Source organism: Cyanobium sp. Aljojuca 7D2, assembly GCF_024346415.1.
In the GTDB taxonomy this organism is placed as follows: Bacteria; Cyanobacteriota; Cyanobacteriia; order PCC-6307; family Cyanobiaceae; genus Cyanobium_A.
The window spans coordinates 192,507-211,847 of record NZ_JAGQCX010000001.1; the positions used below are offsets into that span (position 1 = coordinate 192,507).

General features: G+C 67.0%; 16 protein-coding genes. 13 read left to right on the forward strand and 3 right to left on the reverse strand.

The genetic code is table 11. The features are described 5' to 3' along the window. Positions 1 to 41 precede the first annotated feature (41 nt). A complete protein-coding gene (locus KBY57_RS01145) occupies positions 42 to 581 on the forward strand; it encodes a DUF4330 domain-containing protein (RefSeq protein ID WP_254994053.1) in 540 nt (179 codons plus the stop codon). Positions 582 to 621: 40 nt separating this feature from the next. Beyond that, the gene (gene dacB, locus KBY57_RS01150) at positions 622 to 1,881 is read left to right on the forward strand and encodes a D-alanyl-D-alanine carboxypeptidase/D-alanyl-D-alanine-endopeptidase (RefSeq protein WP_254994054.1); all 1,260 of its coding nucleotides are present in this window, start codon (positions 622 to 624) and stop codon (positions 1,879 to 1,881) included. On the opposite strand, the gene KBY57_RS01155 is transcribed toward dacB, so the two are convergent. Together KBY57_RS01155 and coaD are read right to left on the reverse strand one after the other, a co-directional pair. Beyond that, positions 1,878 to 2,750, reverse strand: coding sequence for a hypothetical protein (locus KBY57_RS01155; protein WP_254994055.1), 873 nt, complete (start codon positions 2,748 to 2,750; stop codon positions 1,878 to 1,880). The genes dacB and KBY57_RS01155 overlap by 4 nt on opposite strands. Positions 2,751 to 2,758: 8 nt before the next feature. Beyond that, positions 2,759 to 3,244 carry a pantetheine-phosphate adenylyltransferase gene (gene coaD / locus KBY57_RS01160; protein ID WP_254994056.1) on the reverse strand — a complete coding sequence of 162 codons (486 nt, stop codon included), beginning with the start codon at positions 3,242 to 3,244 and terminating at the stop codon, positions 2,759 to 2,761. 75 nt (positions 3,245 to 3,319) lie between these two features. On the opposite strand from coaD, the gene KBY57_RS01165 reads away from it, so the two are divergent. The 9 genes from KBY57_RS01165 to KBY57_RS01205 all read left to right on the forward strand — a co-directional run bounded on the left by KBY57_RS01165 (position 3,320) and on the right by KBY57_RS01205 (position 10,865). After that, positions 3,320 to 3,814 carry a flavin reductase family protein gene (locus KBY57_RS01165; RefSeq protein ID WP_254994057.1) on the forward strand — a complete coding sequence of 165 codons (495 nt, stop codon included), beginning with the start codon at positions 3,320 to 3,322 and terminating at the stop codon, positions 3,812 to 3,814. Then, the gene (uvrC, locus tag KBY57_RS01170; protein WP_254994058.1) at positions 3,811 to 5,772 is read left to right on the forward strand and encodes an excinuclease ABC subunit UvrC; all 1,962 of its coding nucleotides are present in this window, start codon (positions 3,811 to 3,813) and stop codon (positions 5,770 to 5,772) included. Before KBY57_RS01165 ends, uvrC begins: the two co-directional genes overlap by 4 nt. A 14-nt stretch (positions 5,773 to 5,786) precedes the next feature. Next, complete coding sequence (locus KBY57_RS01175; protein WP_409996380.1) at positions 5,787 to 6,086, forward strand: hypothetical protein; 300 nt, start codon at positions 5,787 to 5,789, stop codon at positions 6,084 to 6,086. A 105-nt stretch (positions 6,087 to 6,191) separates the two neighbouring features. Then, a complete protein-coding gene (locus KBY57_RS01180) occupies positions 6,192 to 6,449 on the forward strand; it encodes a glypican (RefSeq protein ID WP_254994059.1) in 258 nt (85 codons plus the stop codon). A 31-nt stretch (positions 6,450 to 6,480) separates the two neighbouring features. Beyond that, on the forward strand, positions 6,481 to 8,016 hold the full coding sequence (locus KBY57_RS01185; RefSeq protein WP_254994060.1) for a cryptochrome/photolyase family protein: 1,536 nt from the start codon (positions 6,481 to 6,483) through the stop codon (positions 8,014 to 8,016). A gap of 23 nt (positions 8,017 to 8,039) precedes the next feature. Further along, the gene (locus KBY57_RS01190) at positions 8,040 to 8,969 is read left to right on the forward strand and encodes a bestrophin family protein (RefSeq protein ID WP_254994061.1); all 930 of its coding nucleotides are present in this window, start codon (positions 8,040 to 8,042) and stop codon (positions 8,967 to 8,969) included. 75 nt (positions 8,970 to 9,044) lie between these two features. Beyond that, the gene (hemJ, locus tag KBY57_RS01195; RefSeq protein ID WP_254994253.1) at positions 9,045 to 9,635 is read left to right on the forward strand and encodes a protoporphyrinogen oxidase HemJ; all 591 of its coding nucleotides are present in this window, start codon (positions 9,045 to 9,047) and stop codon (positions 9,633 to 9,635) included. Then, positions 9,628 to 10,293 carry a PHP domain-containing protein gene (locus KBY57_RS01200; protein ID WP_254994062.1) on the forward strand — a complete coding sequence of 222 codons (666 nt, stop codon included), beginning with the start codon at positions 9,628 to 9,630 and terminating at the stop codon, positions 10,291 to 10,293. The genes hemJ and KBY57_RS01200 overlap by 8 nt, the downstream gene beginning before the upstream one ends. Before the next feature lie 29 nt (positions 10,294 to 10,322). Beyond that, the gene (locus tag KBY57_RS01205; protein ID WP_254994063.1) at positions 10,323 to 10,865 is read left to right on the forward strand and encodes a hypothetical protein; all 543 of its coding nucleotides are present in this window, start codon (positions 10,323 to 10,325) and stop codon (positions 10,863 to 10,865) included. 23 nt (positions 10,866 to 10,888) lie between these two features. Here the strand turns inward: KBY57_RS01205 and cobN are convergent, their stop codons facing one another. Beyond that, positions 10,889 to 14,620: a cobaltochelatase subunit CobN gene (cobN, locus tag KBY57_RS01210; protein WP_254994064.1), complete on the reverse strand. Its 3,732-nt coding sequence runs from the start codon at positions 14,618 to 14,620 to the stop codon at positions 10,889 to 10,891. Positions 14,621 to 14,704: 84 nt separating this feature from the next. Between cobN and KBY57_RS01215 the strand changes: the two genes are divergently transcribed. Both KBY57_RS01215 and metH read left to right on the forward strand, forming a co-directional pair. After that, complete coding sequence (locus tag KBY57_RS01215) at positions 14,705 to 15,622, forward strand: branched-chain amino acid transaminase (RefSeq protein WP_254994065.1); 918 nt, start codon at positions 14,705 to 14,707, stop codon at positions 15,620 to 15,622. Between the two features lie 5 nt (positions 15,623 to 15,627). Next, entirely contained in the window at positions 15,628 to 19,284 is a 3,657-nt protein-coding gene (gene metH, locus KBY57_RS01220; RefSeq protein ID WP_254994066.1) for a methionine synthase, read from the forward strand. The last annotated feature ends 57 nt before the right edge of the window (positions 19,285 to 19,341 follow it).

The following is a 19,341-nucleotide window of genomic DNA, read 5'->3' on the forward strand; positions in this document are numbered from 1 at the left end:
GGCGAACCTCCGTACACTTCGCCGAACCCTTGAACAGCCCGATGGCCCCCGAGCGCGACCTGTCTTCTGCACGCAACGGCCGCTCCTGGAGCCTCGTGGATCTCGGCGCCGCAGCCGCGGTGGTGCTCGCCGCCGTTGGTGTGATCTGGAGCCCCAAGCTCAGTGGTGCCGTGGCCCAGGCCACCGGTGCCCTCACGCCGGTCACGGTGCTGGTGGATGTGCGCGGTGTGCCGGTGGCGAATCCCTCCGCCCTGATTCAGGCGGCAAAGCGCGAGGGCAAGGTGGCCATCGTGATCCGCAACCAGCCCCATGGTTCGGTTGACGTGAAGCAGGTGCTGCCCCTGCAGCGCCTGCTGACGGCCGTGCAGCCCAACGGCACGGTGGTGACGGCAGTCGATCCGAACCAGGCCACCCTGGGCAGCCTGGATGCCCGCTTTGTGCTGCAGGGCCAGGGCCGCAAGAGCGGCGGCGGCGTCGTTTTCGGCAACCAGAACCTCAAGGTCGGCGCCCCCGTGGAGATCGAGGGGTTGCAGTACCGCGTTGGAGGCACGGTGAGTGGCCTGCAAACCGGAGGCCAGTGAGATGGGCTCCATCCGTGGCTCCGTTCAAGCTGCTGGCGTAATGATCACGCTGGCGGTGCTGCCGGCGGCAGGCCTGGCCCAGCAGGCCCCGGCGATCACCGCCTACGCACTGGAGCCGGCACCGCTGGCCACGCTGCCGCCGCTGCCCCCTCCGGTGGGCCTGCCCCAGCTGCAGTTGCAGGTGAGCTGTCCGGCGCTGCAGCAGCGGCTCCTGGCCACGGTGGGCGGCCAGGCACCGGTCTGGAGCATCAGCATCGCCGATGGCCAGGGGCGACTGCTGGCCGATCTCAACGGCACCCGTCCGCGCATCCCTGCCTCCAACCAGAAACTGCTGAGCACGGCCTACGCCCTCGATCGGCTCGGGCCCGATTACCGCCTCAACACCCAGCTCTGGCTCCTCAGCGACGGCAGCTTCCGTCTCACCGGTGAGGGCGACCCCGATCTGGCCCTGCCCCAGCTGCAGCGCTTTGCCAAGTTGGCCCTTGGATCGGGTGGCAGCAGCGGCGCGACACCTTCGCTGGTGCGCCTGCAGATCGCCGAAGAGCCCCGCCAGGCCTGGTGGCCCCAGGGCTGGCATCCCGACGACCGCTACTACGCCTACGGCGCACCGATCACCCGGCTGGCCGTCACCAGCAATGCCATCCATGACGCGGTGATGAATCCCCCCTCCCGTCTGCAAGCCCTGCTGCAGAAAACCGTGGGCCAGCAGGGCGGCAAGGTGCAGGTGTCTCAGGTGTCGTCGCGCGCCCCCTTGCCGGGTGATGCTGTGCTGCTTCATCAGGAAGCCTCAGCTCCGATGCACAACCTGCTGAGCCTGGCCAACACCGAGAGCCACAACTTCACCGCCGAGGTGCTGCTGCGGCAAGCTGCCGGCACTTGGGATCTGGGTCAGGCCGCCCAGCGCCAGACCCTCTGGCTGGGGGAGCAGGGTCTGCCGATGGATGGTGTGCGGATCGCCGATGGCAGTGGCCTCGACCGGGCCAATCGCCTCACCAGTCGCTTCCTGACGGCCCTGTTGCTGCGGATGGATCAGCACCCCTACGGCCGTGCCTACCTGGCTTCCATGGCGGTGGCTGGCCAGCGGGGCACCCTGCGCAATCTCTATGTGGGGACCCCTCTGCAGGGGCAATTCTTCGGCAAAACCGGCACCATCAGCGGGGTGCGATCGATCAGTGGCGTGCTGCTCACCAGTGCTGGCCCTCGCTATGTGAGTGCGATCAGCAACGGCGCCAGCTCCCCCAACGACACCATCGGCCGGGTGCTGCGCCAGGCGCAGAACACCCAGCTCTGCCCGCTCTAGCCCGCCAGCTGCTTGAGGGTGTTGGCCACCCGGCGGCGGCGGCTGACCGGCTCATCAGCCCCGGCGGACGCCACTTCGGGTGTCTGGAGGCGCACCAGTTCGCGCCGGCCTCCCAGCACCATCTGGCTCATCTCCTTGAGGCGCCCTTCCAGTTCGCCGAGCACCTGTTCGGCGTAGCGGTTTGCCCCTTCCTGGATGGTGGCGGCCTCCTGGCGACTACGGGACACCAGGGCATCGCATTGCTGCTGGGTCTGTTGGCGGAACTGCAGGGCGTCGTTGTGCAGCCGCTCCGCTTCGGCCTGGCTGTCGCGCTGCACCCGCATCCCCTCCTGGCGCACCTGCTCCAGCTCCGCCATCGCCTGTTGCCGATTGCGCTCGTGTTGCTCCAGCAGCTGACGGTTGCGTTCGGCGGTCTCCTGCTCCAGCTGCTGGCGGCGGGCCGCAAATTGCTGCTCCATCTGGGCCATGCGGGCCTGGTGTTCCTGCTCCGCCTGGGCCACCTGCTGGCGGGCCTGCAGCATCAGCTGCTCGCATTGCTGGCGGGCTTGGTCGCGCAACTCAGCCACCTGCCGCTCCGCCTCCTGGCGGATGGCGGCGCTGTTGATCAGCTGTTCACGCTCACGTTTGCCGGTGGCGATGATCTCATCGGCCTGCTGGCGGGCCTGGCCGATGAACTCCTCCCGCTGCCGGATCAGCTCGACCGCCTGGCTCAGCTGGGTTGGCAGCTCCTCCCGCAGGGCATCCATCACTTCAATGGCGTCCTGTTCGTTCACCAGGCGGCCACCGCTGAAGGGAATGCGGCTGCCTTCGAGCACGATCTCCTCGAGTTGATCGAGTTGATCGAGCACGGTGATGGTGGCCTCGGCCATGGACAGCTCTAAACGGATGTCCGATTAAAAAGCCTGGCCAGGTCATCCGCCACTCCAGGGGGCACCATGTGGCGCACATCGCCACCGAACCGCGCCACCTCCTTCACCACCGAGCTGCTCAGAAAGCTGTGGCGCACGGCGGTGGCGAGAAACAGCGTTTCCACCTGTGGGGCCAGGCTGTGGTTGGTGTGAGCGATCTGCAGCTCGAATTCGAAATCGCTCAGGGCCCGCAGCCCACGCAGGATCACCTGGGCCTCGCTGCGACCGGCGAAATCCACGGTGAGCCCATCAAAACTTCCCACCTCCACGCCATTGAGGTGGGCGGTGGCGCTGCGGATCTGCTCGAGCCTCTGCTCCAGGCTGAAGGCGGGCTGCTTGCTGGGGTTCTGCAACACCCCCACCACCACACCGTCAAACAGCCGGGCCGCCCGCTCGATCAGGTCGAGGTGGCCCAGGGTGAGGGGATCGAAACTGCCGGGGTAGAGGGCACGCATCAGGCCAGCCTATGGGCGCCCCCAGCGTTTCTAGAGTCGGGTCAGTTCCGCGCGCCTCCGGGCACCCTTGCAGACATGGCCCCGATTGCCACCCTCAACGCCGAAGCCAAGAAGACGCTGCTGCGCAAGATTCCCCATGGGGTGTTCATCTGCGGGGTGGCCGAAGGTGAGGAAGTGAACGGCTTCACCGCCAGCTGGGTGACCCAGGGCAGCTTTGAGCCGCCCCTGGTGGTGATGGCGGTGCGGGCCGACAGCACCAGCAACGGGATGATCCAGCGCACCGGCAAGTTTTCCCTGAACGTGCTGGCTGCCGACCAGAAAGACCTGGCCGCCGTGTTTTTCAAGCCCCAGAAAGGGGTGGGTGGGCGCTTTGATGCCGCCCCATTCCAGCTCGGGGAGCTGGGCTTGCCGATCCTGGAGAATGCCCTGGGCGCAGTGGAGTGTGAACTGGTGGGGCAGGTGGCCCACGGCGACCACACCGTGTTTGTCGGCGAAGTAAAGAGCGCCACCCTGCACCGCGATGGCGCTGCCCTGGAGCTGGGGGGCACCGGCTGGCAGTACGGCGGTTGAGCCTGCCCCTGCTGCAGCAACCCGATCGGCTCAAGGCCCGGCTGAGGGAGGTTCCCTCCGAGCCGGGCTGCTATCTGCTGCGCGACGCCAGCGACCGAATTCTCTACATCGGCAAGGCCAAGCTGCTGCGCAACCGGGTGCGCAGCTACTTCCAGAGCGGCAGCGGCCACGCCCACAGCCCGCGCATCTCGCTGATGGTGCGCCAGGTGGCCGAGATCGAATTCATCGTCACCGACAGCGAAGCCGAGGCGCTGGCGCTGGAATCCAACCTGATCAAGCAGAACCAGCCGCACTTCAACGTGCTGCTGAAAGACGACAAGAAATATCCCTACCTCTGCATCACCTGGAGTGAGGCCTACCCGCGCATCTTCATCACCCGGCGCCGCCGCTTCCGTTCGCCCCTCGATCGCTTCTATGGCCCCTATGTGGACGTGGGCCTGCTGCGCCGCACCCTGGCCCTGGTGAAACGGGTGTTCCCCCTGCGCCAGCGGCCCCAGCCGCTCTACCGCGACCGCACCTGCCTCAACTTCGACATCGGCCGCTGCCCGGGCGTTTGCCAGGAGAAGATCAGCTCCGACGACTACCACCGCACCCTGCGCCAGGTGGCGATGGTGTTCCAGGGGCGCAACGAGGAGTTGCTGGAGCTGCTGCATGAGCAGATGGGCAAATACGCCGAGCGGCTCGATTTCGAGAGTGCCGCCCGGGTGCGCGACCAGCTCCAGGGGATCGACACCCTCACGGCCGACCAGAAGATGAGCCTCGGCGACAGCTCCGTGAGCCGCGATGTGCTCGCCCTGGCGGCCGACGAGCGGGTGGCGGCCGTGCAGCTGTTTCAGATGCGGGCCGGCAAGCTGGTGGGTCGGTTGGGTTTCACCGCCGATGCCGTCGGCGCCGATGGCTTGCCCCTGGAGCCCGGCCGGATTCTGCAGCGGGTGGTCGAAGAGCACTACAGCCAGGTGGAGCCGGTGGAGATTCCGCCCGAGCTGCTGCTGCAGCACCCGTTGCCCCAGCAGCCCCTGATCGAGGAGTGGTTGGTGGAGCGCCGCGGCCGGCGCGTCAAGCTGGCCGTGCCCCAGCGGCAGCAGAAGGCCGATCTGATCGAGCTGCTGGAGCGCAACGCCAGCTACGAGCTGCAGCGCGCCCAACGGGGTGCTGAACAGCAGTTGCTGGCCACCGAAGACCTGGCCCAGCTGCTGGAGCTGCCCAGCCCGCCGCGGCGCATCGAGGGCTACGACATCAGCCACATTCAGGGCAGCGATGCGGTGGCCTCCCAGGTGGTGTTCATCGATGGGCTGCCGGCCAAGCAGCACTACCGCAAATACAAGATCCAGAGCAGCTCGATCCGCGCCGGCCACTCCGACGACTTCATGGCCATGGCCGAGATCATGCGGCGGCGGTTCCGGCGCTGGGCCCAGGCCAAGGCGGAGGGAGCGGATCTGAGGGCCCTGCGCCGCGCGGCCAACACGGCCCTGCACACCGGCGGCCTCAACGACTGGCCCGATGTGGTGATGATCGACGGTGGCAAGGGGCAGCTTTCAGCGGTGATGGAGGCCCTGCGGGAGCTGAACCTGGACGAGGAGCTGGTGGTCTGCTCCCTGGCCAAGCAGCGTGAGGAGGTGTTCGTGCCGGGGGCCAAACAACCCCTCGAGAGCGAACCCGACCAGCTGGGCGTGCAGCTGCTGCGACGCCTGCGCGATGAGGCCCACCGCTTTGCGGTGAGCTTCCACCGCCAGCAGCGGGGCGAGCGGATAAAGCGCTCCCGCCTCTCCGACATTCCCGGCCTCGGCCCCAAGCGGGTGAAGGAGCTGCTGGCCCATTTCCGCTCGATCGATGCCATCCAGCTGGCGAGCCCCGATCAGATCGCGGCGGCCCCGGGGGTGGGGCCGGCTCTGGCCCGCCAGGTGTGGGACTACTTTCATCCCAGTGACGACCTCGCCGGCGAGGAGTTGGCCAGTTGAGGCGCCTTGCTGGTGTGGTGCTGCTTCCCCTGCTGGTGCTGCTGCTGCAGCTCCTGCCGGGGAGGGTTGCTCCGGCCTGGGCAGCACCCGGGGTTTGCGTCGGCCCGGTGTGCGGCGATGAGATCAGCCGCAGCGCCAAGCACCACTGGCAGCTGCGCCTGCGGGTTAGCGACCAGCAGGGCCAGCGCGAGCGTCTGGTGGTGGATTGCCGCAATGGGGGCTTGAGCCCCTTGGCCGGCCCGGTGGAGCGGGGCTATGCCGCCGCTGTAGCGCGACGCGCCTGCCGCCTGGCCGGCGAGACTCCACTGGCTTGATGGTCGCCACCCCGCTGGCCTGGGTGGCCGGTTCTCCGCCCCTAACTCGCCGTTGCCACTGGAGCCGTAGCCCCAGAATTGATGGTGATTCACGCAAGGGCTGCCATGGCTTCGACCCAACCCCTCCGGGTTGCTGGCAGAAACGGTCCACCACCTGCCTTTGTGGCTCCGATCCTGGGTCTCGCCGCCGTGGGTGCCCTGGTGATGGTTCCCTTGGTGGCGCTGGCGGCGATCCCCCTGGTGCTGGCGGCCTTGATGGCTGTGGGCGGGGTGGTGGCCTTCGGCCTCAGCGTTTGGGCGCTGATTGAAGGCCTCGCCGCCTTTGAGCGTTGGATCGAGTCCGACCGACGCTTCCAGCAATGACGGCGGGGCGTCACGTTTCCTGGGGCATGCCGTGAAGGGGATCTGGGTGCTGGGCGACCAGCTCTCGCAGACCCATCCGGCCCTGGCCTCCCTCGCGCCTGCCGAGGCTCGGGTGCTGCTGATCGAAAGCACATCGGTGCTGCAGCAGCGTCGCTACCACCGCCAGAAGCTGGTGCTGGTGTGGAGTGCGATGCGCCACTTCGCCGCTGAGCTGCGTCAGCTGGGCTGGAGCGTGGATTACTGCGAAGCGACCACCTTCGCCGCTGCTCTGCAGGCCTGGATCACGCAGCACGGCATCCGTGAGCTGCACCTGATGGACCCGGCCGAGCGTCCCTTCCGGACGGCCATCGAGCGGCTGGACCTGACGGTGCCGTTGGTGTGGCATCGCTCCAATGCCTTCCTCTGGGGCCAGGAGGAGTTCGCGGCCTGGGCCCGGCCCTACAAGCAGCTACGCATGGAGCTGTTTTACCGGGAGGGTCGCAAGCGCTTTGGTGTGTTGATGGGCGACGCCGGCCAGCCGCTGGGCGGCCAGTGGAATTTCGACCATGACAACCGCAAGGCCCCGCCCAAGGGGCTGGCCGGCCCAGAGCCGCTGGGTTTCGCGCCCGATGCGACCACCCTTGAGGTGATCGCCAAGGTGAAGCGCCTGGCCGCGGAACTGGCGGCGCGTGGAGCTGAAGACCTACCCGGGCAGAGCGAACCGTTCCGCTGGGCCGTCACCCGCAGCCAGGCCCTCGCGGTGCTGGAGCAGTTCATCGCCACCCGCCTTGATGGTTTCGGACCGTTTCAGGACGCCATGGTGAGTGGCCAGCCCACCCTCTGGCATGCCCTGCTCTCTCCGTACCTCAACCTGGGCCTGCTGCACCCCCTGGAGGTGATCCGGCGGCTGGAGCAGGCGGGCCTGGATCGGAACTCCCCTCTGGCGTCGCTGGAGGGGGTGATCCGCCAGATCCTGGGTTGGCGTGAATACACCCACGGCCTGTATTGGTGGTTTGGGGCCGACTATCCCCAGCGCAACCATTTCGCTGCCGATCGCCCCCTGCCGGTGTGGCTCGAACAGCTGGGCGGCAGTGGCATGGCCTGCATGGACACGGTGCTGGCTGAGCTGAACACCAGCGGCTATGCCCACCACATCCAGCGGCTGATGGTGCTAGCCAACTACGGCCTGATCGCCGGCCTCGATCCCCAGGCGTTCACCGGTTGGTTTCACAGGATGTTTGTCGATGGCTACGACTGGGTCATGCAGACCAACGTGCTCGGCATGGGTCTGTTTGCCGATGGCGGTTTGCTGGCCAGCAAGCCCTACGCGGCCAGCGGCAACTACATCAACCGGATGAGCACCTACTGCAAGGGCTGCCGCTACAACCCCAAGCAGCGCACGGGCCCGACGGCCTGCCCATTCAATGCCCTCTATTGGGACTTTCTGAGCCGCCATGCCGAAACCCTGCGGCGCAATCCCCGCATGGGCCTGGTGATGAAGCAGCTCGAGAAAATCCCGGACGACGAGCTTGTCGCGATCCGGTCTGCAGCTGCGGCTCACCTGGGCGCGGAAGCGTGTCCGGGATGATGGTGGGGCATTCGCGTCCCACCATGTCCACGCTGTTGACGGGCGGTCATGGTGATCCACCCCGCACCCGCCGCTACGACTACGGACTGGTAGTGCTGCAGCTGTTTTGGAGGATGCGCCTCGACCTGCTGATCTTCGGGCTCCTGGTGGCCGTTGCGGTGTGGCGCGGCCCCCTGCCGACCCGTTGGGGCCTCACCCCCATGGGGATCTCGGTGCTGGGGATAGCCGTGTCGATCTTCATCGGCTTTCGCAACACCCAGGCCATCAACCGCTGGTGGGAAGCCCGCACCCTCTGGGGAGCGATGGTGAACCACAGCCGCAAGTGGCGCGATGTGCTTCTGGCCCTGCTGCCCCAGCGGCAGCTCGTCACCCAGCGGGGACGCTGCCTGATGGAGTACCAGGTGGCCCAGGTGTGGCTGCTCAACTTCGAGTTGCGCAATTTCTGGCGCACCGATCTGCACCGCGGCGTTGAGGGCCTGCTCGCCGACCTGCAGCTGCAGCCCGCCACCTCACTGCAGGAGGTCTGCCGGCAGCGGGCCCAGGCGATCGAGCGGTTGCATCGCGATGGCTGGATTGATGGCTGGGGCCGGCAACAATTGAGCGAGGTGAGCAACCTCTGCCACGACGCGATTGGGGGCCTGCAACGCATTCGCAACACGCCCATTCCCGCGTCCTACGACGTGTTCGTGCGGATGATCACCTGGCTCTATGGCCTGCAGTTGCTCCTGGAATTTCAGCGCTCCAGCCACATTCTGGTCGGGGTGGTGCTGTTCATGGGCTTTCTCACCGCCGAGCGCATCGGTTCCTACGTGGAGGGACCCTTTGATCGCGATGGCAGCAGCTTCTCGCTACCTCTCAATGCCTTCTGCAGCACGATCACCAACGACTTGATGCAACGGCCGTTGGATTTCGGCAGCTTCCGCCCTAGCCAGGATCCAGCTCGCTGGGATTGATGGCATCACGGATCATGCAACCCGGGCCAGGGGGTCTGGGGCTTTACCTTGTGGCTCTCCCTGACAACCACCGCCATGCCCCTGCTGGCCCTGAGCTGGCCCCCGGAGGCCTATCTCTGGTTCAAAACGCTCCACATCGTGGGGGTGGTGGTGTGGTTTGCCGGACTGTTCTATTTGGTGCGGTTGTTCATCTACCACCGCGAAGCTGAGGAGCTCGATGCCCCCCTGCGCCTGGCCTTTCAGGAGCAATACGGGCTGATGGAGCGCCGCTTGGCCAACATCATCACCACCCCCGGCATGGTGGTAGCCGTTGTTTGTGCGGCGGGCCTGTTGAGCGTCAACCCGGCCTGGCTCCAGCAGGGTTGGCTGCACGCCAAGCTGGCCTTTGTGGCGGCGCTGCTTGCTTATCACGTCTTTTGCTACCGGCTGATGGGGCAGCTGCGGGCCGGCCAATGCAGCTGGAGCCCGAAGCAACTGCGGGCCCTCAACGAGCTGCCCACCCTGCTGTTGGTGATCGTGGTGATGCTGGTGGTGTTCAAAAACCAGTTCCCTACGGGTGCTGCCACGTGGTTCATCGTGGCGCTGGTGGTGTTCATGGCGGCCTCAATCCAGTTTTATGCCCGCTGGCGGCGGCTGCGGGCCGAACGCCTGGCTGCCGGTGCCTGACCCCCAGCCTGCCCCCCATCCGCTGCGGACCGTGCTGCAGCAGCTGACGCCGCGCTGCTGCCCGGGCCGGGTCAACTTCCACTGCCATACCACCTGTAGCGACGGCAGCCTGCTCCCCCAGGAGCTCGCCGAGCAGGCCGTCGCTCTGGGCCTGGAGCACCTGGCGATCACCGACCACCACAGCAATTCCGCCTACGGGCCGGTGCTGGAACACTTTGAGGCTGCATCCCACTCAGGCGTATCGGTGCCGAGGCTCTGGCGGGGAGTGGAAATCAGTTGCCTGCTGGAAGGCTGCCTGGTGCACGTGTTGGCGCTGGGCTTCAGCGATCATCACTCCAGCCTGGAGCCCTACCTGCAGGGACAGGCCGTGGTGGGTCCGGCGCTGCAGGCTGGAGCTGTGTTGGAAGCCGGCCGCCGGGCCGGGGCGTTGCTGTTGCTCGCCCATCCGGGCCGCTACCGCCTGCCGTTCCAGCGGCTGATCGCCGCGGCTGATCGGTTGGGCTTTGATGGAGCAGAGGCCTGGTACGACTACCAGATGCAGCCCCGCTGGGCGCCCACCCCTCTGGTGTGTGATGCGATCGCTGCCGACCTCCAGCAACGGGGGCTTTTGATGAGTTGTGGTACGGATACCCATGGCTTAGCGCTTCACGGCCGCTAGGGTTTGTCGACGCTTTCCCGTGCCAGTCGATGGGTCTGTTTGATCGCCTGTTCGCCGCCCGTGGCGGCAACACCAACAGCGGCAATGTGCCCGCCCAGCCGAAGAAGGAGGCCGAAACCTTCTTCCTCGATGCCGACGCCTCCAGCAGCATGGGCAATGTCGAGTTCATGCGGCGCTCCAACACGATCCGCCGCACCTTCCCCGGCACCGTCGACAGCCCCGGCAACAAGGAGATGGTTGCTGAGGTGGCCTCGATGGAGGCCAAGCTCGAGAAGATGTCCGAAGGCCTTGGCGGCCAGACCAGCCAGCAGGAGTCGATCAACCTCACCGGCGGCATTCCCAAGCCGGTGAAGAAAACCTTCGCCCAGACGATGTCCCAGGCGGAGCTGGATCAACGGATGAAGGGAACGGCCTTCGGGGTGAACGTGCCCGGGGGCACTGCCGCCATCAAGAAGGAGAAGGAGCAGGTGCAGGCCGAGTCACAGGCCCAACCCCAGATCAGCCAGCAGCTCACCGGCAAGGCCGGCGCCATCGATCCGTTCAAGCAGATGGTGAGGGATCTCAACAGCTGAGGGCTTCGCTCAGCCCCCTCAGCTCAGTTCTGTTCGATCAAGCTTTCACTCTCCAACACCAGCTGGCGCAGATGCTCCAGCTGGTTTTTTTGTGCGCCGTCCCAGAGCCCACGGTTGTGAGCCTCCAGCAGCCGCTCGGCCATGTCCCGCAGGGCCCAGGGATTGCTCCGCTCCAGAAAGGCGAGCACGGCGGGATCACGGAGCCATTGGTCGCAGATAGCCCCATAGCCCCAGTCGGGCACTCGGCCGGTGCTGGCGTCGTAGGCAAACAGATAGTCGAGGCTGGCGGCCATCTCGAAGCCGCCCTTGTAGCCGTGCTGCTGCATCGCCTCGATCCAGCGTGGGTTGAGCACGCGGCTGCGCAGCACCTTGTCGAATTCCCGCTCCAGGCGGTGCAGCTTCGGTCGGGCGCTGCGGGAGTGGTCACCAAACCAAAGGGCCGGTCGCTGCCCGCACAGCTTTTCCACGGCGGCGCTGAGTCCCCCCTGAAATTGGTAGTAATCGTCGGAATCCAGCAGGTCGTGCTCGCGGTTGTCCTGGTTGTGCAGCACCACCTGGACGGCGCCCAGCCGTTGCTCGAGGCCGTCCCGATCGGCCTGGGCCTCGATGCCCGCCTGGCCGGGAATGCCCGCCTGGCTGTCGTAGCGCCAGCTGCTCCAGTTGAGAAACGCCTCGCCCAGGTCGCCGCGCTGCTCCCACTGGCCGCTGTCGATCAGGCCCTGCAGCCCCGCCCCATAGGCGCCTGGGGCTGAGCCGTACACCCGTGCGCTGTGACTGTCCCGCCGAGAGGCCGCCGCCAGCGGGTTGTCGGCATCCGGCTCCTCGAGTGCCGCCACGAGAGCTGTCGCCCGGTTGACCCAGCCCACCAGCTGGGGGAACGCGTCGCGGAACAGCCCCGAAATGCGCAGGGTCACATCCACCCGCGGCCGGCCCAGCAGGCTCAGGGGGATCACCTCCAGGTCCACCATCCGGCGGGTGGGCCCATCCCACACTGGCCGCACCCCCAGCAACGCCAGCACCTGGGCGATGTCCTCGCCGCCATTGCGCATCGTGGCCGTGCCCCACACCGACAAGGCCAGGGTCTGCAGGTGCTCCCCCTGCTCCTGGAGATGCAGCTCCAGCAGCAGTTCAGCGCTGCGGCGACCCAGGTCCCAGGCGGCCTCCGTTGGCAGGCCTCGCAGATCGACGCTGTAGAAATTGCGGCCGGTGGGCAGCAGATCGGGCCGACCCCGGGTCGGCGCTCCGGAGGGCCCGGCGGCGATGCGCTCAGCGTCGAGCCCCCGCAGGAAGGCTTCGCGCTCAGCGGCGCCACAGGCCAGCAGCCGTGGCAGCACGGCCTGCCGCAGATGCTGCAGGGCCTGCCGCACGGCCGGCCCCAGCTCACCGGCCTCGACCGGCCCGGGCCCGTCCGCCTGCAGCTCCTGCTCCACCAGCGCCAGGGCCCGCTGCTCCAGCAAATCCACACCATCCCCCACCAGGCGAGGGCACTCACCCCCAAAAGCGGCCTGGAGGCGCCGCTGGTCGCCGGGATCCAGGGCCGTGGCGTCGACGTCGGCCCAGGGGTCGAAGGTGAGCTGCAGGTCTCGGGCCAGGGCCTGGGTCAGGCCGGGTTGGTTGGCCAGCGGGCAGCGCACCAGGCAGAGCAGCAGCTCCGCCAACCGCTGGGGTTCGGGCAGGGTGCCGTAGGTGTGCAGCCCGAGCCGGATCTGGGCTTCCTTGAGTTCGCAGAGGTAGCCATCGGCCGCATCCAGGCGTGCATCCAGCTCCGCGGCGGTGCCCAGGGGGAATTGCAGGGTCTCCAGTTGTTCCGCCAGGGACTGCCGCAGCGGTGCGGCCCGCTCGCTGCCCAGCTGGCTGGCCTCCCAGTATTCGTCGAGCAGCACCTCCAGCTGTTGCAGGGCGCCATGCAGCCCGGCGCGCCCCAGCGGAGGGGTGAGGTGGTCAAGGATCACGGCCTGGCTGCGGCGCTTGGCCTGGGAGCCCTCGCCCGGATCATTGACGATGAAGGGGTAGAGATGGGGCAGCGGCCCGAGGGCCCACTCCGGGAAGCACTGGTCTGAGAGCCCCAGCCCCTTGCCGGGCAACCACTCCAGGTTGCCGTGTTTGCCCACGTGCACCACGGCATGGGCCCCAAAGGTCTGACGCAGCCACAGGTATTGGGCCAGGTAGGCGTGGGTGGGGGGTAGGTCGGGGCTGTGATAGCTGAGGGCCGGGTCGCGGTCGTAACCCCGCTCCGGCTGGATCAGCACGGCCACATGGCCAAATTGCAGGCCGCGTACCGGAAAGCCCAGCGCGCCCCTCAGGCCCGGAACAGTCATCAGGCCCGCATCCCGTTCCGGTGGCCCCCAGCGGGCCTCCAGGAGCTCCCGCCCCTCCCGCGGCAGCCCGGCATACCAGGCCTGGTAGTCGGCCAGGGGCAACAGGGCCAGGGGCGGGCGGTGTTCGCTTTCGGGATCGTTGCTGCGACCGGCCAGCAGCTGGTGGATCAGGGCGTCGCCGGTGCTGGGTAGGCCCTCGCTGAGCTGGTAACCCGCCTCGGCCAGCCACTGCAGCATCAGGGCCGCGGATGCCGGCGTGTCGAGCCCCACGCCATTGGCCAGGCGACTGTTGCGGGTGGGGTAGTTGGCCAGCACCAGCGCAACGCGCCGCTCCCTGGCTGGGGTCCGCCGCAGGCGGATCCAATTGGCGCTGAGCTGGGCAATCCAGGCCAGGCGCTCCGGGTCTGGTCGGTAGCGCTGCAGCGCTGAAGCCAGGCGCTCACTGGCCCCCACCGTCTCCTTGAAGGCGCCGATGCGGGAGGTGAGCCGGCCATCCAGTTCGGGGAGGGCCACCTGCAGGCTGAGGTCGGTGGGGCCCAGGCCGATGCTGCTGGCCTGCCACTGGCTGCGGGGCTGGCTGCTGCAGAGCAACTGCAGCACCGGCACCCCGAGTTGCTCCCACAGGGGAGCCCCCAAACCGGCCTCCTCAAACTGCACCGACGCAAACGACGTGCTGCAGAGCACGGCCTGCACCCCTTGCTGGTGCAGCAGGTCGGCGACGCCCTGTTGCACGGCCCGATCCCGCAGCCCACTCACCCAGAGCGCCCGCGGGCAGAGACCAGCCCCCCGAAGGGCCGCGAGGGTGGACTCGATCAGCGCAAGGTCGCCGGCTTGCAGCAGGGCCCGGTAGGCGATCACCCCCACCCGTGCTCCCGGCTCCTCGCGCCAGTCGTGGGGGAGGGGATCGGCCAGGGGCTCGGCGCAGGGTGGTGGCGGGGTCTCGCCATCGAGCAGCCCCCGCAGGCACACCAGCAAGCGACGCAGGTTGGCCGGCCCGCCCTCCCTCAGGCATCGGGCCAGGCCCACCGCCAGCTCAGGCGACACCGTGCCCAGTTCGGCCAGGGCGGTCTCCTCCTCTGGCGTGCCGGCCAGCACAAGCAACTGGCGGCCTGGCTGGGCTGCCGCCCAGAGCTGCAGTTGCTCCAGTCCATAACTCCAATGGCCGCGGCCCCCCAGCAGCCGCACCACCAGCAGCCGGGCATGGCGCACCGTGGAGCTGACGTAGTGGTCGATCTGGGCTGGATGGGCCAGGGCGGCGAGGTTCAGGCCCCGCAGTTCAGTGCCCAACAGCTGCGGCTCCTGCGCCAGCAACTGGTCGATGGCCAGCAGGTCGGTGTCGGCACTGCTCAGCAGCAGCACCGGTGCCGGAGGCTGCTCCACCAGGGCCCCGACATCGGCTGCCTCCCCTCCTCCCGGTACCGATGCCAAGCGATGCATGGCCCCATCCTGCTTGCTGCAGTGAGAAGATCGGGGCATCCCGGCCTCCGGCCGACGCCTCAGCTCCGCCCGCTTCGCCCCACCATGCACCAGTTCCTGCCCTACGCCTGGTTTGGTGGCAAATGCGTGCCCTTTGCCGAAGCCACCCTGTCGGTGGCCACCCATGCCCTGCATTACGGCACCGGCGCCTTCGGGGGCATGCGGGCCCTGCCCAATCCCAGCGATCCCGCCGAGATCCTGCTCTTCCGCGCCGATCGGCACGCCCGGCGCCTCAGCCAGAGCGCCCGCCTGCTGCTCACCGAGCTGCCAGAGCAGACGATTCACGACGCCATCGGCGTCTTTCTGCGGGCCAACAAGCCCACCTGCCCGGTGTATCTGCGGCCGTTTGTGTACACCAGCGACCTGGGGATCGCCCCACGGCTGCACAACATCGAAACCGACTTTCTGATCTATGGCCTGGAGCTGGGCGACTATCTCTCCCCCGAGGGTGTGAGTTGCCGCATCAGTTCGTGGACCCGTCAGGAAGATCGTTCCCTGCCCCTGCGAGGCAAGATCAGCGGCGCCTACATCACCAGCTCCCTCGCCAAAACGGAGGCTGTCAAGAGCGGCTTCGATGAGGCCCTGCTGCTCAACAGCCGCGGCAAGGTGAGCGAGGCCAGCGGGATGAACCTGTTCATCGTGCGGGATGGCGTGTTGATCACCCCCGGCGTCGATCAGGACATCCTCGAAGGCATCACCCGCGCCAGCGTGCTGGAGCTGGCCAAGTCGATGGGCATCCCCACCTTGGAACGCCCCGTCGACAAGAGCGAGTTGTTCATTGCCGATGAGGTGTTCCTGAGTGGCACCGCCGCCAAGGTCACCCCGGTGCGTCGCGTCGAATCCACCGATCTGCCCAGCGATCGGCCGGTGATGAAGGCGATTCGCGAGCGCCTCACAGCGATCACGGAGGGCCGCGATCCCGTCTATGACCATTGGGTGACACGGGTCCGCGTAGACGGTTGAGCGAGATGGGCACGGCGGTGGCACCCCGGGTGGGACAGAGGATGGGTTTTCTGGAGCGGCTGCACGCGCCCGAGCGGCCCGTGCTCGTGTTCGACGGTGCCACCGGCACCTCGCTGCAGCAGATGGACCTGAGCGCCGACGACTTCGGCGGTCCAGCGCTGGAGGGCTGCAACGAATATCTGGTGTTCACCCGCCCGGATGCGGTGCAGGCCGTGCATCGCCAGTTTCTGGAGGTGGGTGCCGATGTGATCGAGACCGACACCTTCGGAGCCACCTCCCTGGTGCTGGCGGAATACGACATCGCCGATCAGGCCTTTGCCCTCAACCAGCGCGCTGCCGAACTGGCCCGGGAGATGGCGGATGCCTACTCCACCCCCGAGAAGCCCCGCTTTGTAGCCGGCTCAATGGGGCCCACCACCAAGTTGCCAACCCTTGGGCACGTCGATTTCGACACGATGAAAGCCTCCTTCGCCGAGCAGGCCGAAGGGCTGCTGGCTGGCGACGTCGACCTGTTCATCGTCGAAACCTGCCAGGACGTGCTGCAGATCAAGGCAGCGCTGCAGGGCATTGAGGCCGCGTTCAGCAAGACCGGCCAGCGCCGGCCGCTGATGGTGAGTGTGACGATGGAGACAACCGGCACGATGCTGGTGGGTTCCGACATAGCCGCTGTGGTGGCGATTCTCGAGCCCTTCCCGATCGACGTTCTCGGCCTCAACTGCGCCACGGGCCCGGAGCAAATGAAGGAGCACATCCGCTACCTGAGCGAGCACAGCCCCTTTGTGGTGAGTTGCATCCCCAATGCCGGCCTGCCAGAGAACATCGGCGGTGTGGCCCACTACCGGTTGACGCCGGTGGAGATGAAGATGCAGCTGATGCACTTCGTCGAAGACCTCGGGGTGCAGGTGATCGGCGGCTGTTGCGGCACCACGCCCGCCCACATCGGTGCTCTGGCTGAACTATCGGCCGAGCTGCAGGCGGCGCCCAGGCCGGTGCGTACTCCCGAAAGCCAGCACGCGCGACCCCTGTTGCAGGGAGAGCCTTCAGCCGCCTCGATCTACGGCACCACGCCCTATCACCAGGACAACTCCTTCCTGATTATTGGCGAGCGTCTCAATGCCAGTGGCAGCAAGAAGGTGCGCGAGCTCCTGGCCGAAGAAGACTGGGATGGCCTGGTGGCCGTGGCCCGGGGCCAGGTGAAGGAGAACGCCCACGTGCTCGACGTCAACGTCGACTACGTCGGTCGCGATGGCGAGCGGGACATGCATGAGCTGGTGAGCCGTCTGGTCACCAACGTCAACCTGCCGCTGATGCTCGACTCCACCGAGTGGCAGAAGATGGAGGCCGGCCTCAAGGTGGCCGGGGGTAAGTGCATCCTGAACTCCACCAACTACGAAGACGGCGACGAGCGCTTCTTCAAGGTGTTGGAGCTGGCCAAGGCTTACGGAGCCGGCGTGGTGGTGGGCACCATTGATGAGGAGGGCATGGCGCGCACGGCGGAGCGCAAGTTCGCCATCGCCCAGCGGGCCTATCGCGATGCCCTCGAATTCGGGATTCCAGCCCACGAGATCTTCTACGACCCCCTCGCCCTGCCGATCTCCACCGGCATCGAGGAGGATCGCCTCAATGGTGCGGCCACCGTGGAGGCGATCCGACGCATTCGCACGGATCTGCCCGGGGTGCATGTGGTGCTGGGGGTCAGCAATGTGAGCTTCGGTCTGTCGCCGGCGGCGCGGATTGTGCTCAATTCCGTCTTCCTGCACGACTGCTGCGAAGCCGGCATGGATGCGGCGATCGTGAGCCCCGCCAAGATCCTGCCCCTGGCCAAGATCAGTGAGGAGCATCAGCAGGTCTGCCGCGACCTGATCTACGACCGCCGTCGTTTCGAAACTGACCAGCCCGGCGCGATCTGCAGCTACGACCCTCTGACGGTGCTCACCACCCTGTTTGAGGGCGTGAGTGCCAAAGAGGCCCGGGCCTCAGGGCCCTCCCTGGCCGACCTGCCGGTGGAGGAGCGGCTCAAGCAACACATCATCGATGGCGAACGCATCGGCCTTGAGGCCTCACTCGATGAAGCGCTGCAGACCTACCCACCCCTACAGATCATCAACACCTTCTTGCTCGATGGCATGAAGGTGGTGGGCGACCTCTTCGGCTCCGGCCAGATGCAGCTGCCCTTCGTGCTGCAGAGCGCCGAAACCATGAAGGCGGCCGTGGCCCAGCTTGAGCCCCACATGGAGACGGTTGAAGGCGAGAGCTCGGCCAAGGGCAAGTTTCTGATCGCCACCGTGAAGGGCGACGTGCACGACATCGGCAAGAACCTCGTCGACATCATTCTCACCAACAACGGCTACGAGGTGATCAACCTCGGCATCAAGCAGAGCTGCGAGGCGATCATCGAGGCTCAGCAGCAACACCAGGCCGATTGCATCGCCATGAGCGGGTTGCTGGTGAAGTCGACGGCATTCATGAAGGACAACCTGGAGGCCTTTAACGAGGCCGGCATTGCCGTGCCGGTGATCCTCGGCGGAGCCGCCCTCACGCCCCGCTTCGTGAACGGAGACTGCCGCGCTGCTTACAAGGGGCAGGTGATCTATGGGCGCGACGCCTTTGCCGATCTGCGCTTCATGGATGCGTTGATGGAGGCCAAGGCCGCCGATGCCTGGAACGATCACCAGGGCTTCCTGGGGCCGATCCCCGAAGGCCTGGGCCTGGCAGCCAGTGATGCCGCAGGTGCGCCGGCCAGCAGCACGGAGCCAGAGGCTCCTGCTGAGCCTGCCGCCGTTGCTGTGCCCGAGGTCGCCCCCAACGACGAGCGCTCCGAGGCCGTGCCTGAAGAGCCCGCCCTGGAGCCGCCGTTCTGGGGTAGTGCGGTGTTGACCGAGCAGCAGATCGATCTGGAGGAGGTGTTTGCCTACCTCGATCGCAATGCCCTGTTCGCCGGCCAATGGCAGCTGCGCAAGACCCAGCAGCAGAGCCGCAGCGACTACGACGCCATGCTGGCCGAGAAGGCGGAGCCCGTTCTGCAGCAGTGGAAGCAGCGTTGCCTTGAGGAAGGGCTGCTATCGCCTCGCGTGGCCTACGGCTACTTCCCCTGTGGCCGCAGCGGGAATGCGGTGGTGCTGTTCGACCCCGTCGAGCGCACACAGGAGCTCGGCCGCTTTGCGCTGCCGCGCCAGCGCTCCGGCAACCGCTACTGCATCGCCGATTTCTACCGTGATCTCGCCGTGGGAGCCGATGGTGCGGCGATGCCAACCGATGTGTTGCCGATGCAGGCCGTGACCATGGGGGAACGGGCTACCTGCTTCGCCCAAGAGTTGTTCAAGGCGGATCAATACACCGACTACCTGTATTTCCACGGATTGGGAGTGCAGATGGCCGAGGCCCTGGCGGAGTGGGTGCACGCCCGGATTCGCGGCGAGCTGGGCTTCGCCGATCCAGCCGAGATGCCATTGCGGGATGTGCTGGCCCAGCACTATCGCGGCAGCCGCTACTCCTTCGGCTACCCGGCCTGCCCGAATGTGGCCGACTCCCGCCAGCAGCTCACCTGGCTCGGGGCTGATCGCATCGGGCTGTCGATGGATGAGAGCGACCAGCTGGAGCCAGAGCAGAGCACCACGGCCCTGGTGGCGCTGCATAGCCAGGCCCGCTACTTCTCAGCCTGAAATCAAGGCCGCCGTGGCCCGGGCACGAGTGTGGGGCCTTCTAGCCTGGTCGTTCTT